This is a genomic window from Knoellia sp. B-D-2 (assembly GCF_057714695.1).
The window spans coordinates 925,421-938,255 of the sequence record NZ_CM173189.1; the positions used below are offsets into that span (position 1 = coordinate 925,421).

Annotated in this window: 13 protein-coding genes; 1 reads left to right on the top strand and 12 read right to left on the bottom strand. The window is 73.2% G+C overall.

Translation table 11 applies throughout. The features are described 5' to 3' along the window. Positions 1-2: 2 nt before the first annotated feature. The 7 genes from nuoE to AC3EU2_RS04445 form a co-directional block, all read right to left on the bottom strand. Positions 3-917 (bottom strand): NADH-quinone oxidoreductase subunit NuoE, encoded by a 915-nt coding sequence (gene nuoE / locus AC3EU2_RS04415; protein WP_488178509.1) that lies wholly within the window; start codon positions 915-917, stop codon positions 3-5. Beyond that, the gene (locus AC3EU2_RS04420; protein ID WP_488178510.1) at positions 917-2,329 is read right to left on the bottom strand and encodes an NADH-quinone oxidoreductase subunit D; all 1,413 of its coding nucleotides are present in this window, start codon (positions 2,327-2,329) and stop codon (positions 917-919) included. Before AC3EU2_RS04420 ends, nuoE begins: the two co-directional genes overlap by 1 nt. After that, positions 2,329-3,114 carry an NADH-quinone oxidoreductase subunit C gene (locus AC3EU2_RS04425; RefSeq protein WP_488178511.1) on the bottom strand — a complete coding sequence of 262 codons (786 nt, stop codon included), beginning with the start codon at positions 3,112-3,114 and terminating at the stop codon, positions 2,329-2,331. The genes AC3EU2_RS04420 and AC3EU2_RS04425 overlap by 1 nt, the downstream gene beginning before the upstream one ends. After that, a complete protein-coding gene (locus AC3EU2_RS04430) occupies positions 3,111-3,707 on the bottom strand; it encodes a NuoB/complex I 20 kDa subunit family protein (RefSeq protein WP_488178512.1) in 597 nt (198 codons plus the stop codon). Before AC3EU2_RS04430 ends, AC3EU2_RS04425 begins: the two co-directional genes overlap by 4 nt. A gap of 74 nt (positions 3,708-3,781) precedes the next feature. Next, positions 3,782-4,144 carry an NADH-quinone oxidoreductase subunit A gene (locus AC3EU2_RS04435; protein WP_488178514.1) on the bottom strand — a complete coding sequence of 121 codons (363 nt, stop codon included), beginning with the start codon at positions 4,142-4,144 and terminating at the stop codon, positions 3,782-3,784. Beyond that, the gene (locus AC3EU2_RS04440) at positions 4,141-5,454 is read right to left on the bottom strand and encodes an NAD(P)/FAD-dependent oxidoreductase (protein ID WP_488178515.1); all 1,314 of its coding nucleotides are present in this window, start codon (positions 5,452-5,454) and stop codon (positions 4,141-4,143) included. The genes AC3EU2_RS04435 and AC3EU2_RS04440 overlap by 4 nt, the downstream gene beginning before the upstream one ends. A gap of 211 nt (positions 5,455-5,665) precedes the next feature. Then, complete coding sequence (locus AC3EU2_RS04445) at positions 5,666-6,361, bottom strand: demethylmenaquinone methyltransferase (protein WP_488178516.1); 696 nt, start codon at positions 6,359-6,361, stop codon at positions 5,666-5,668. Positions 6,362-6,424: 63 nt separating this feature from the next. Between AC3EU2_RS04445 and AC3EU2_RS04450 the strand changes: the two genes are divergently transcribed. Further along, positions 6,425-7,759, top strand: a complete 1,335-nt coding sequence (locus AC3EU2_RS04450) for an isochorismate synthase (protein ID WP_488178517.1) — start codon at positions 6,425-6,427, stop codon at positions 7,757-7,759. A 150-nt stretch (positions 7,760-7,909) separates the two neighbouring features. On the opposite strand, the gene AC3EU2_RS04455 is transcribed toward AC3EU2_RS04450, so the two are convergent. The 5 genes from AC3EU2_RS04455 to AC3EU2_RS04475 are packed head-to-tail and all read right to left on the bottom strand — an operon-like array spanning position 7,910 to position 12,794. After that, positions 7,910-9,142: a geranylgeranyl reductase family protein gene (locus AC3EU2_RS04455; RefSeq protein ID WP_488178518.1), complete on the bottom strand. Its 1,233-nt coding sequence runs from the start codon at positions 9,140-9,142 to the stop codon at positions 7,910-7,912. A gap of 25 nt (positions 9,143-9,167) precedes the next feature. Continuing rightward, a complete protein-coding gene (menD, locus tag AC3EU2_RS04460; RefSeq protein WP_488178519.1) occupies positions 9,168-10,892 on the bottom strand; it encodes a 2-succinyl-5-enolpyruvyl-6-hydroxy-3-cyclohexene-1-carboxylic-acid synthase in 1,725 nt (574 codons plus the stop codon). Next, positions 10,892-11,350, bottom strand: a complete 459-nt coding sequence (locus AC3EU2_RS04465) for a DUF3817 domain-containing protein (RefSeq protein ID WP_488178520.1) — start codon at positions 11,348-11,350, stop codon at positions 10,892-10,894. The genes menD and AC3EU2_RS04465 overlap by 1 nt, the downstream gene beginning before the upstream one ends. Further along, the gene (locus AC3EU2_RS04470; protein ID WP_488178521.1) at positions 11,347-12,555 is read right to left on the bottom strand and encodes a PGAP1-like alpha/beta domain-containing protein; all 1,209 of its coding nucleotides are present in this window, start codon (positions 12,553-12,555) and stop codon (positions 11,347-11,349) included. The genes AC3EU2_RS04465 and AC3EU2_RS04470 overlap by 4 nt, the downstream gene beginning before the upstream one ends. Next, positions 12,552-12,794 carry a hypothetical protein gene (locus AC3EU2_RS04475; RefSeq protein ID WP_488178522.1) on the bottom strand — a complete coding sequence of 81 codons (243 nt, stop codon included), beginning with the start codon at positions 12,792-12,794 and terminating at the stop codon, positions 12,552-12,554. The genes AC3EU2_RS04470 and AC3EU2_RS04475 overlap by 4 nt, the downstream gene beginning before the upstream one ends. Between the last annotated feature and the right edge of the window lie 41 nt (positions 12,795-12,835).

Here is a 12,835-nt window from a genome sequence, read left to right on the forward strand (position 1 = left end):
GGTCACTTCCCCTCTTCCTTGGGAGCGTCGTCCTTGCGGGAGTCCTTCGCGGGCGCGCCGCCCGGCTTCTCGTCCGGCTCGTTGGTCGGCGTGTTGACCGAGGTGTGCCGTCCGGCCGCCCGGCCCTCGACCTGCTCGCCCGCCGGGCTCGCAGCGGTGTCGGCGTCCGCGGTGCCGGACCCCGCGCCCTCGTCGGCGTCGGCGCCGGCCGGGGCGGTCCAGTTGTTGGCGTGCGCGACCTCGAGGCCTCGCAGCGACGCCGGCCCGGCGCCGACGCCCTCGTCGGCCCGGCCGTCCTCGAAGCCCGCGAGGACCCGCGACATCTGCTTGAACGTGCACACCGAGTTCGCGCCGCGGGTGGGCTTGACCGCAGCACCGGCACGCAGGTCGTCCACGAGCTGGTTGGTCGACTCCGGCGTCTGGTTGTCGAAGAACTCCCAGTTGGCCATGACGACGGGTGCGTAGTCGCACGCCGCGTTGCACTCGATGCGCTCGAGGGTGACCTTGCCGTCGGCGGTGGTCTCGTCGTGGGCGACGCCGAGGTGCTCGGACACCGACTCCCAGATCTCGTCGCCGCCCATGATCGCGCAGAGGGTGTTGGTGCAGACGCCGACGGTGTACTCGCCGTTGGGGTGGCGCTTGTACTGCGTGTAGAACGTCGCGACGCCGGACACCTCGGCGCGGGTGAGGTCGAGGACCTCGGCGCAGAAGTCGATGCCGCGACCGGTCACGTAGCCGTCCACCGACTGCACGAGGTGCAGCAGGGGCAGCAGTGCCGACCGCTTCTGCGGGTAGCGCGAGACGACCAGCTCGGCGTCCGCGTGCAGCTGCGCGAGCTGGTCCGCGGCATACGGCTCCTTCGACTCCGCCGACACCGTGAGGTGACCGGCGGCCGTCTGCAATCCGTAGTGCTCCATCAGCGGTCCACGCCTCCCATGACGGGGTCGATGCTGGCCACCGCGACGATGACGTCAGCGACCTGGCCGCCTTCGGACAGCGCGGCCACGGCCTGCAGGTTGTTGAAGCTCGGGTCCCGGAAGTGCGCCCGGAACGGACGGGTCCCCCCGTCGGACACGACGTGCGCCCCCAGCTCGCCCTTGGGCGACTCGATCGGCACGTACGCCTGCCCGGCGGGCACGCGGAAGCCCTCGGTGACGAGCTTGAAGTGGTGGATCAGCGACTCCATGGAAGTGCCCATGATCTCGCGGATGTGGTCGAGGCTGTTGCCCTGACCGTCGCTGCCGACGGACAGCTGCGCCGGCCACGCGATCTTCTTGTCCTCGACCATGACCGGGCCGGTGACCTTCTTGAGGCGCTCGACGCACTGCTCGATGATCTTGAGCGACTCGTACATCTCGTCGAGGCGGATCCGGAGCCGGTCGTAGGCGTCGGCGCCGGTGCGGGTGACGACCTCGAAGTCGTAGGTCTCGTAACCGCAGTAAGGCTGGCTCTTGCGCAGGTCGTGCGGCAGGCCGGTGGAGCGCAGGATCGGGCCGGTGATGCCGAGCGCCATGCAGCCGGCGAGGTCGAGGTAGCCGACGTTCTTGGTGCGGCCCTTGAGGATCGGGTTCTCGTTGAGGAGCAGCTCGAGCTCCCGGATGCCGGTGCGCAGCTCGCCGACCGTGTCGTTGACGAGGTCGAGGCAGCCGTGCGGCAGGTCCTGGGCCACGCCACCGGGGCGGATGTAGGCGTTGTTCATGCGCAGGCCGGTGACGCTCTCGATGATGCGCAGGATCCGCTCGCGCTCACGGAAGCCGACGGTCATGACCGTCGTCGCGCCCAGCTCCATGCCGCCGGTGCCGAGGCAGATGAGGTGGGAGCTGATCCGGGTGAGCTCCATCATGAGGACGCGGATGATCGTCGCCCGCTCGGGGATCTGGTCCTCGATGCCGAGGAGCCGCTCGATGCCGAGGCAGTACGTCGTTTCCTGGAACATCGGCGTGAGGTAGTCCATGCGCGTGCAGAACGTCACGCCCTGCACCCACGTGCGGTACTCCATGTTCTTCTCGATGCCGGTGTGGAGGTAGCCGATGCCCGCGCGGGCCTCGGTCACCGTCTCGCCGTCGAGCTCGAGGATGAGGCGGAGGACGCCGTGGGTCGAGGGGTGCTGGGGACCCATGTTGATGACGACGCGCTCCTCGTTGAGCGAGGTCGCCTCGTCGACGAGGTCGGCCCAGTCGCCACCGCTGGCGTTGAGGACCCGGGCGCCGCCCTCGCGGTCGCCCTCGGTCGTGGCGTAGGGGTCCCCGTCGCCGAGGTCCGGGTGCAGCCCCGGGCTCTGCTCGTCCGCCGGGATCTCTTCGTAGACGGTGTCATCGTGAGTGGTCATCAGCTGTACGACCTCCGCTCGTCGGGCGGGGGAACCGTTCCGCCCTTGTACTCCACCGGGATGCCACCCAGCGGATAGTCCTTGCGCTGGGGGTGACCCGGCCAGTCGTCCGGCATGAGGATCCGGGTGAGGGACGGGTGCCCCTCGAAGACGATGCCGAACATGTCCCAGGTCTCGCGCTCGTGCCAGTCGGCGGCGGGCCAGGTCTCGACGACCGACGGGATCGTCGCGTCGCCGTCGGGGACGCTCACCTCGAGGCGCACGCGCCGGTTGTGGGTGATCGAGAGCAGGTGGTAGACCGCGTGCATCTCGCGACCGACGAGGTCCGGGTAGTGGACCCCGGAGACGCCGGTGCAGATCTCGAAGCGCAGCGCCGGGTCGTCGCGCAGCGCGCGCGCCACGGTCGGGAGCGCCTCACGGGCGATGTGCAGGGTCAGCTCGCCGCGGTCGACGACGACCCGCTCGACGGCCGCGCCGAAGCTCGTGTCGCCGGCGCCGTCGAGGGCCGTCTCCAGCGTGCCGGTGAGCTCGTCGAAGTAGCCGCCGTAGGGCTTCTCGGCCGAACCGGGGAAGAGGATCGGGGTGCGCAGTCCGCCGTAGCCGGAGGTGTCGGTCCCGGTCGAGGCGCCGAACATGCCGCGCCGCTCGCCGATCCTCACCGGGTCGGTGTCGTCGGCGGCGCGGGCCCGGGTGAGGTCAACGTCGGTCGCGTGGAGGTCGGACGAGTCGAGCGTCGCGGGGGCGGGCTCGGCGGCCTCGGTGCCCTTGGGGGTGTCGTCGCTCATGCGAGCAGGCTCTTCCCGGGCGTCGCGGTGAGGGCCCCGTGGTCGTGGGTGGCCGGCATGAGGTGGGTCGGGGTGGCGCGCAGCGCGGCTTCCTCGGCGGCACGCGCGGCGGCAATGCGGTTGACCCCGAGCTTGGAGTTCTGGATCTGGTCGTGCAGCTCGATGATCGCGTTGAGCAGCATCTCCGGGCGCGGCGGGCAGCCGGGCAGGTAGATGTCGACGGGCACGATGTGGTCGACGCCCTGGACGATCGCGTAGTTGTTGAACATGCCGCCCGAGCTGGCGCAGACGCCCATGGCGATGACCCACTTGGGGTTCGGCATCTGGTCGTAGACCTGGCGGACCACCGGCGCCATCTTGTTGGACACGCGTCCGGCGACGATCATCAGGTCGGCCTGGCGCGGCGTCGCCGAGAAGCGCTCCATGCCGAAGCGCGCGATGTCGTAGTCCGGCGTGCCGACGGCCATCATCTCGATGGCGCAGCAGGCCAGGCCGAAGGTCGCCGGCCAGATCGAGGCCTTGCGCATGTAGCCGACGACGTTCTCGAGCGTCGTGAGGACGAACCCCGCGGGCAGCTTCTCCTCGAGTCCCATCTAGAGACCCCTTCCGATCGGTTCAGACATCAGGACGGCTGGCGCACAGGCCAACCGGGCACACGGCATACGCGTCAGTCCCACTCGAGACCCCCGCGCTTCCACACGTAGGCGTAGGCCACGAAGACGGTGAGGATGAAGAGGACCATCTCGACGAGGGCGAACAGGCCGAGCTGGTCGAAGGCCACCGCGAACGGGTAGAGGAAGACCGACTCGATGTCGAAGATGATGAAGAGCATGGCCGTGATGAAGTACTTGATCGGCACGCGCCCGCCGCCCTCGGCCCGCGGCGTCGGCTGGATGCCGCACTCATAGGGCTCGGACTTGGCGCGGTTGTAGCGCTTCGGCCCGACGACGAGGCTGGTGCCCACCGAGCCGACGGCGAAGACGAAGCCGAGTCCGACGAGGAAGAGGATCGGGACGTAGGGGTTGCTCATCGCTGGTCAACTCCCCTTTCGGTGCCTGGGTGTGCGGCGGCTCGGGTCACGGAGACCATCGTAGGGGGAGTGACCGAGGTCTCAACTGCAGCGCCCGGCGTCGTGGTCGTGTGGCGCAGGACGCGCTTCATCAGCGTTTCCCGCGGGAGGGCGTGCGTGGTGACCAGCCGCGCCACGGACGGCCGGTCGAGCAGGCGGGCCGCGAGCCGGTCCCACCGCTCGTGCCGGCCGAGTGCGTCGTCCAGGCGCGAGCCGTATGCCGCGAGCGTCGTCGCGGTCTCGGCGTCAGTCGTGCGGGTGAGGGCGTCGACGACGGTGGCTGCGGCGACACGCGCGGAGACGAGGGCGCCGGTGAGGCCCTCGCCGGTGACGGGGTGCGCGGCACCGGCGGCGTCACCGACGTGCAGCACTCCGTCCCGTGCGCCGTCCCGGTGGGCGCGGGCGGCGCCCAGGCGGGCGGCAGCGACCGGGCCGGTCATCGTGGTCTCGGTGAGCTGCCAGGTGGCCGGCAGCGCGGTGAGCCACTGCTGGAGCACGCCGGCGCACCGGTCGGGGGTCGCGGTGGTGTCGGCGGCGAGGGCACCCACGCCGACGGTGACGTGACCGTCTCCGCGCCCGACGATCCAGCCGTGGCCGGGCAGGCGGGTGCCGTCCGCGGACGTGAGGGACAGCCACGACTCGACGTGGTCGTCGAGATGGCGCGGGCTCGCGAAGTCGGCGCTGACGGCGATGCCGGACGGCTGGTCGGTGGCGGCGACACCGGAGGCGTCGATGACGACCCCGGCCTCCACGGTGAAGCCGGCTCCGGTCGGCTGCCCGGACGCGTCGACCGGCTGCGCCGCCACACCCGTGACCCGACCCTGCGCGTCGGTCCGGAGGCCGGCGACCTCGGTGGCGCGGTGGACGCGTGCGCCGCGCGCGACGGCATACGAGGAGAGGGTGTCATCGAGGACGGCCTGTGCGCAGGCGAGCCCGAGGCCCGGGCGCCCCGCGACGTCGGGCCACGCGAGGGCGAGGCGCATGCCGCCGCCGACGAAGCGCACGCCGGTGGTCCGGTGCCACCGCCGGGTGCCGGCGTCGTCGATCCCCAGGGCCCGCAGCTCGGCGACGGCCTGCGGAGTGAGGGCCGCGGTGCCGGTGCGGACGGCGCCGGCGTCGGCGCGTTCGAGGACAATGACGTCGAGGCCGGCGGCACACAGGTGTGCGGCAGCGGCGGAACCAGCCGGGCCGGCTCCGACGACGACGACGACCGCGCTCTCGAGGGCGCGGGCGGCGCTGGCGGGACCAGCGGCATCAGGGGAGAAAGTCAACGACACACCTTGCTTGTGAATGTCTTCACGAACAACGGACCACTCTATGCACCGGTTTCCGGCGCACGCACTAAGGCGCGCCTAACCTGCGCCGTCGCGGTCCGCGGAGGCCCTCAGGCCGGCTTCGCCGCTCGGACCCTTGCTCGCGCTCTGCCACCCGTCCGGGCCTCGCTGGCACGCCCACGCAGAGCATGGGACCCGGCTCGTGTCCTCAGGCCGGCTTCGCCGCTCGGTGCAGAGCGACGATCCCGCCGCTGAGGTTGCGCCACTCGACCTGGCTCCACCCGGCGCCGGCGACCCGGGTGGCGAGGGCCTTCTGGTCGGGCCATGCCTGGATCGACTCGGCGAGGTAGACGTAGGACTCGGGGTTGGAGCTCACCTTGCGGGCGACGCGGGGCAGCGCCTCCATGAGGTACTCCGAGTAGACCTTGCGGAAGGGCCCGTTGACCGGCTGGCTGAACTCGCACACGACGAGCCGGCCGCCAGGGCGGGTGACGCGGGCGAACTCCTGCAGGGCGGCGTCGACGTCGGCGACGTTGCGCAGCCCGAACGACATCGTCACCGCGTCGAAGGCTCCGTCGGCGAACGGGAGCCTCATCGCGTCGGCAGCCGTGAAGCCGAGGTCGTCGCGGCGCTTCTTGCCGACCCGGAGCATGCCGAGCGAGAAGTCGGCGGGGACGACGTGGACGCCGTGGTCCGCGAAGGGCTCGCTCGACGTGCCGGTGCCGGCGGCGATGTCGAGGACCCGCTCCCCCGGCTGCGCGGCGAGCGCCCGGACGACCGCCCGCCGCCACAGCCGGTCCTGCCCGAGGGACAGGACGTCGTTGGTGACGTCGTACCGCTCGGCGACGTCGTCGAACATCGCGGCGACGTCGCGGGGCTGCTTGTCGAGGGAGGCGCGGCTCATGTCGTCATCCTCTCACCGCGCCCGTGCCGGCCCGGGCGGCCCTCGGCGTTACGCTCGTGCGTGATGACGTCCCTGCCCACGTCCGCCCAGGACACCGCGCCGCACGCGCCTCTCGTCACCCGCACCGTCGCGCTGTCCCCCGCGGACGGCACGGCCCTGCTGGACCTCCTTCCCGCGACGAGGGCGCGTGACACGACGTCGTGGGTCCGGCGCGGCGAGGGCCTCGTCGGCTGGGGGCGCACCCTCTCGGTCTCCGCCGGGGGCGCCGACCGCTTCGAGGTCCTCGAGGAGTGGTGGCGGTCGGTGTCCGGGTCCGCCGTCGTGCGCGACGAGGTCGACCTGCCCGGCACCGGACCGGTCGCCTTCGGCTCCATCGCGTATGCCGCGGACTCGCCTGCCGGTGCCACCCTCGTCGTGCCCTCGGTCGTCGTCGGGCGGCGTGGCGACCGGTGGTGGGTGACGACGACCTCGACCGACGCGCTCCCCGTGGTCGTGGACCCGTCGGTGGCGTTCGCCGGGCCTGCCCCGGAGGCGCCGGGCGACGTGACCTTCGCCGACGGCCAGCTCTCGCCGACCGAATGGGCCGGCGCCGTCGCGGAGGCGGTCCGGCGGATCCAGGCGGGCGACCTCGACAAGGTCGTCCTCGCCCGGGACCTCGACGTGCGCACCGCCCAGCCGGTCGACGTCCGGTGGCTCCTGTCGCGGCTGGCCGAGCGCTACGAGTCGACGTGGGTGTTCGCCGTCGACGGGCTCGTCGGGGCGACGCCCGAGATGCTCGTGCGCCGCGAGAAGGGGCTCGTCACGTCACGGGTCCTCGCGGGCACGATCCGGCGCACCGGCGACGACGAGCACGACCTCGCGCTCGCGGCGTCGCTGGCCCGCTCGTCCAAGGACCTCGAGGAGCACGAGTACGCCGTGCGCTCCGTGGCCGACGCCCTGGCCCCGCACTGCTCCTCGATGAACGTGCCCGAGGCGCCGTTCGTCCTCCACCTCTCCAACGTCATGCACCTCGCCACCGACGTCGCCGGGGTGCTCACCGACGCGACGTCCTCGTTGGCGCTCGCGGCCTCGCTCCACCCGAGCGCCGCCGTGTGCGGGACGCCGACGGCCGCGGCCGACGCCCTCCTCCAGGAGCTCGAGCAGATGGACCGCGGCCGCTACGCCGGACCGGTCGGCTGGATGGACGCCAGCGGCGACGGTGAGTGGGGCATCGCGCTGCGCTGCGGGGCGGTGCACCCGCAGGACGACCACGCCATGTCCCTGTACGCCGGGTGCGGCATCGTCGCGGGGTCCGTGCCGGAGGCCGAGGTGGCCGAGTCCGACGCCAAGCTCATTCCCATGCGCGACGCCCTCACCGCCCCGGCCCCCCCGCGCCTAACTCGCCAATTCCCCTCGTGAGGGACGCGACACGCCGGTCGCTCGGCACACGGGACGCCGGACACCCCAGGTCGTCGGGTCACTCTCGTTCTGGCACGTCGGTCCCGCTCCCGCACGCCGCCGGGGCGCCATGGCTCGGCGAGAACGCCATGGCCCAGCGGGAAGGACCCGTCAGCTGAAGGGCGGGCGGTGCTCGAGGCGCACCGACTGGCGCCCGGCCCAGCGCCACACCCGGGCGGCGCGGTCGCGGTCCTCGTCGGTGACGAGGTTGCCCATCCAGCGCAGCGCCAGCGTCATGAGCCAGTCCGAGCGCATGCCGGCCGGTCCGAGCGCCGGCAGCACCCGCGGCACGGTGACGACGCCCGCGAGCCGGCGGGCGATCGAGAACGCCTCGCCGTAGTGCTCGGTGAGCAGCGCCGGCCAGGTCCGCGACAGGTCGGTGTCGAGCAGGTCGACGACGAGCCGGCCGGACTCGAGGCCGTAGTCGATGCCCTCGCCGTTGAGCGGGTTGACGCAGGCGGCGGCGTCACCGATGAGGGCCCAGTTGGGTCCGGCGACGTTGCTCACTGCCCCGCCCATGGGTAGCAGCGCGCTCATCGGGAGGCGGGCCTCGCCGCTCACGCCGAAGTCCTTGCGCCGCTCGTCGACGTAGTGCGCCATGACCGGCTTGATGGCGACCTCGGCGGGGCGCTTCGTCGTCGCGAGCGTGCCGACGCCGACGTTCACCTGCCCGCCGCCGAGCGGGAAGATCCAGCCGTAGCCCGACAGGATCTCGCCGGACTCACCGCGCAGCTCGAGGTGGCTGCTGATCCAGGGGTCGTCCGACATCGTGGAGTCGACGTAGCACCGGCCGGCGACGGCGTACACGGTGTCCTTGTGCCACACGCGGCCGAGCACCTTGCCGAGCCCGGACCGCACGCCGTCGGCGACGATGAGCCTCTCGCACTCGATCTCGAAGGTCTCGCCGTCGCGCTGGAAGGTCACGGCGCGCACGCGGCCACCCTCGAGCCGGGCGTCGACGGCCTTCGCACCCTCGACGCCGGTGGCGCCCGCCTTGAGCGCGGTGGTGCGCAGGTGGTCGTCGAGCTCGGTGCGGGCGACGGCCGACCCGTAGTCCGGCAGCGACCCGCCGGGCCACGGCAGCTCGAGGGTCTGGCCGAACCCGTGGGCGCGCAGACCCTGGTTGACGGCGTGCGCCCGGATCCAGTCGTCGACGCCGAGCCGCTGGAGCTCGCCGATCGCGCGCGGCGTCAGCCCGTCGCCGCAGGTCTTGTCACGCGGGAAGACGGCGGCGTCGGCGAGGACGACGTCACGGCCGGCGCGGGCGGCCCAGGTCGCCGCAGCGGACCCGGCCGGACCGGCACCGACGACGAGGACATCCGTGCGCTGGGGGGTGGTGGTCACGGGCTCATTCTCGCAAGCGCGGCGCTCAGCCCGAAATCGCCAGCGCCTCGCGGGCCACGCGGCGCAGCTCGGCGTGCGCCTCGCGGTGCGACTCCGGGTCGACCGGCACCTCGACGACGGTGATGCCGTCGGGGTGCGCGGACAGCGCCTCGGCTGCCGCTCCACGCGTCTGCGCCAGGACATGACGTATGCCGTGCGCACGGCACAGTGCCCCGACGTCGGTCCCGGTCGGGGTGCCGAAGATCCGGTCGAAGTCCTCGGCGCGCTCGGGGGCCCCGTGCTCCAGAGTGCGGAAGATCCCACCGCCACCGTCGTTGGTGACGAGGATCGTGAGGTCGGGGCGCGGCTCGTCCGAGCCGATGGCGAGCGCGTTCGAGTCGTGGAGGAACGTGAGGTCGCCCACCCACGCGTAGCTCGGTGCGTCGGTGGTGAGCGCGAAGCCGACCGCCGTGGAGAGGCACCCGTCGATGCCGGCCAGCCCGCGGTTGGCCACGACCGTGAGCTGCGCGCTGCGAGGGGCCAGACCGAGGTCGAGGTCGCGCACCGGGTTCGACGAACCCACGAAGAGCCGAGCACCGTCCGGCAGCGACTCCCCCACGATTGTCCCGACGGCGAGCCCGGTACCCCACTGGGCAGCGGATGTCGAGACCGCCTGTGCCACAGCCGATCCCGCCTCGGACCAGAGGGAGGCCCACTCGGTGTCCCCCTCGGGCTCCCCCGCGCCAGCGAGCTGGACCAAGGGGTGAACGGCGTGCGCGACGTGGCCGGGATCGGACCATTGGGGCTGGGAGCTGAAGACCTCGACCCGCACGGCCGGGTGGCGCAGGAGTCCGGCCACGGCACGCGACAGGGTGACGCGCCCGACGACGAACACGCGCTCCGGCAGGTGAGCTGCGAGCCAGTCGGCGTCGGTGAGGAGCAGAGGGCCATGCGGCACGACGCCATCCCGGGCGTGGTCCCCGAACGGCTCCGCGACCACCGGGTAGGACCGCGCCGTAGCCCACTCGCACACCTGGCGCGAGGCCACAGGCGAGGGCGACAGGTCGCCGAGGACGACGAGGGTGCGCGGGACATCGGCCATCGAGTGAGCGCCGCCGATCCATTCATCCAACGACACCTCCACCCACGGCCCACCGTCGGCGCGTCCCGACAGTCCCGAGCCCTGCGGGGCGTCGTCACCGAGGTCGGGGGTGAGGGGGTCGCGGAACCCGACGTCGAGGTGGACCGGGCCGCGGTGCGACGACGGGACCCCGCTTCCCGGCGCACCGGTCGCGGCGGCGAGGGCGCGGCAAACGGTCGACCGGTGGGACGCGCCGACGGACTCGACCGACTCCGGCGCCGGGAGGTCGGCGGACCAGCGGACCGCGGACCCGAACATCCCCGGCTGGGTCGTCGTCTGGTTGGCGCCGGTCCCCCGCAGCTCGTGCGGCCGGTCGGCGGAGAGGACGACGAGGGGCACCCCCGTGTGGTGGGCCTCGAGCACGGCGGGGTGCAGGTTGGCGACCGCCGTCCCGGAGGTCGTGATGACGGGAACCGGGAGTCCCGAGCCCTTCGCCAGCCCGAGGGCGAGGAACCCCGCGGTGCGCTCGTCCACCCGGACGTGGAGGCGGAGGCGACCGTCGCGCTCGGCCTGCTGGACGGCATACGCCAGGGGTGCCGAGCGCGACCCGGGAGCGAGGACGACGTCACGCACCCCACCGCGGACCAGCTCGTCGACGAGGACCCGAGCGAGCGCGGTGGAGGGGTTCATCAGCTGCCCGACGCCGGGGGGCCGACGACGAGGGCGACCCCGGTCAGGGCGGCGACGGCGACCACGCCGACGACGGCGGCGAGCGCGGGCTGGCGAGTGAGCCAGGCGAGGACCTTCTCCGGGAGAGACGTCGGCGACTCGCCGCCGTCACCGAAGCGCCACGGCCCCTCGAGCAGCCCGGACGCCTCGGCGCGGCGGTCGAAGACGATCGTCGCGAAGGGCGGGACCGCGCTGAGGACGGCGAGCAGGCCGACCCCGAGCGGCCACCTCTGGTTGACCCAGGTGACGAGGGCGACGAGGCCGTAGGCGATGAAGACGACCCCGTGCACCATCCCGAAGACGCGCACGCCCAGGTCGGTGGTCTCGGTGACGTACTTGAGGAACATGCCGACGAGCAGGAGGGCCCAGGTGATGGCCTCGGCGATGGCGACACGGCGGAAGAGCAGCGAGGGGGTCACGAGTCGCGATTGTGCCACCGCCGCTCGGAGCGGAACTCATGCACCACCGGGACCGAGCCGCTGCGCGACGTCAGAGCAGGGGCGACTCCGGCCCGCCAGCGTTGCAGCGACACGTCGCCCGAGCGGTCCACGGCCGCCGCCGTCGAGCGGTACGCGCCCAGCTCGTGGGCCGGCGCCGGTCCGCCACGCGAGAGCGAGCGGGTCGCCGGGGTGGCGACCACCGTGGTCCACGAGCGACGGTCGGGCGGCGGGGAGACGTCGAGCCCGTGCACGGGGTCGCCGCGGTGCTGGAGCGACAGCACGTCGGTGGACGCCGGGATCGGGAACTCGTCGATCGGCGACCCGGCCGTGACGACGTGGGTCACCCGGTGGCGCCGACCGAACACGGGGTCGGACGCGAGCGCCGCGGCGACGAGGCCCCCCTGGCTGTGTCCCACGAGGACGACGCGGTCCCCGGGGCGGGCCCGCCCCGCCTGTGCGCGGTCGAGCGCCGTCGTCGCCGCGACCGCCGACGCGCTCGTCGCGGCAAGCATGAGGGAGACGTTGGCGGGCCAGTCCATCGGCACCGAGCCGCCCTCGAACCAGGAGCCGTGGGTTCCGGGGACCTGCACCACCCACGTCGTCGAGCCGTCGGCCGTCGACACCTCGACGACACGCACCCGTCCCTCGACGGCCAGCGACTCGACGCCGGCCAGCAGGGTCTCGGCCGAGTCGGGGACCGGCACGACCACCCCGTCCCGCGTGCGGGCGGCGGTCACCGCGACCTCCCAGCCCGTCCCCTCGTCGAGCAGCCCGAACGCGCGCCCGGTCGCCGCGGTGACGATCCGCGCGACGAGCATCGCCTGGTCGTGGACGGCCCCGACGAGGGCGCGGTTGCGCGCCTCGACGGCCTCGAACCCGTCCGCCGCCCGCGCCGTCGCGTCCGCCAGGTCGCGGAGCCGGACGGCGGCCGAGGCCACCCACCGGCGCAGCTCACCGGACTCCGCCCGGGCCCGGGTGACCTGCACCGCCACGGCGGGCTGCACCGGCGGGACCAGCGGGACCGCTGGCACGTGGAGCGACAGCCACGGGGCGACGTCCCAGTGGGGACCCAGCCAGTCCTCGAGCACCGCGGCGCAGCGGCGCAGGCCCGCGGCGGCCCGGCGCAGGTCCTCGACCGCCACCTCGAGGCCGCCGAGCCCGCCGACGACCTCGAGGTCGCTCACGCGGCCTGCTCCACCACCGCCGCGACCCGGTCGAGCAGGTCGGCGACGGCGTCCTCCCGGTCGGCGAGCTCCCCGAGCTCGCGCACCCGTCGGCCCAGCACCTCGCGGAAGGCTGCGGCCGACTCGCCCCGCCACGTGAGCGTCGCCAGCGTCCGGAGCGTCCGCACCTCGGTGCGCGTCACCTCGGCACCCTCCCGCCACCTGGCCGCCCTGCGCCTCAGCTCGCTCGCCTCGTTCATGCCGACATCCCACTCCCACAGGGCGGTTCACGACCAGCGGT

Coding starts and splice junctions, on each gene's coding strand:
- nuoE (WP_488178509.1), bottom strand. CDS start 917: ATGGAGCACTACGGATTGCAGACGGCCGCCGGTCACCTCACGGTGTCG.
- AC3EU2_RS04420 (WP_488178510.1), bottom strand. CDS start 2,329: ATGACCACTCACGATGACACCGTCTACGAAGAGATCCCGGCGGACGAG.
- AC3EU2_RS04425 (WP_488178511.1), bottom strand. CDS start 3,114: ATGAGCGACGACACCCCCAAGGGCACCGAGGCCGCCGAGCCCGCCCCC.
- AC3EU2_RS04430 (WP_488178512.1), bottom strand. CDS start 3,707: ATGGGACTCGAGGAGAAGCTGCCCGCGGGGTTCGTCCTCACGACGCTC.
- AC3EU2_RS04435 (WP_488178514.1), bottom strand. CDS start 4,144: ATGAGCAACCCCTACGTCCCGATCCTCTTCCTCGTCGGACTCGGCTTC.
- AC3EU2_RS04445 (WP_488178516.1), bottom strand. CDS start 6,361: ATGAGCCGCGCCTCCCTCGACAAGCAGCCCCGCGACGTCGCCGCGATG.
- AC3EU2_RS04450 (WP_488178517.1), top strand. CDS start 6,425: ATGACGTCCCTGCCCACGTCCGCCCAGGACACCGCGCCGCACGCGCCT.
- menD (WP_488178519.1), bottom strand. CDS start 10,892: ATGAACCCCTCCACCGCGCTCGCTCGGGTCCTCGTCGACGAGCTGGTC.
- AC3EU2_RS04475 (WP_488178522.1), bottom strand. CDS start 12,794: ATGAACGAGGCGAGCGAGCTGAGGCGCAGGGCGGCCAGGTGGCGGGAG.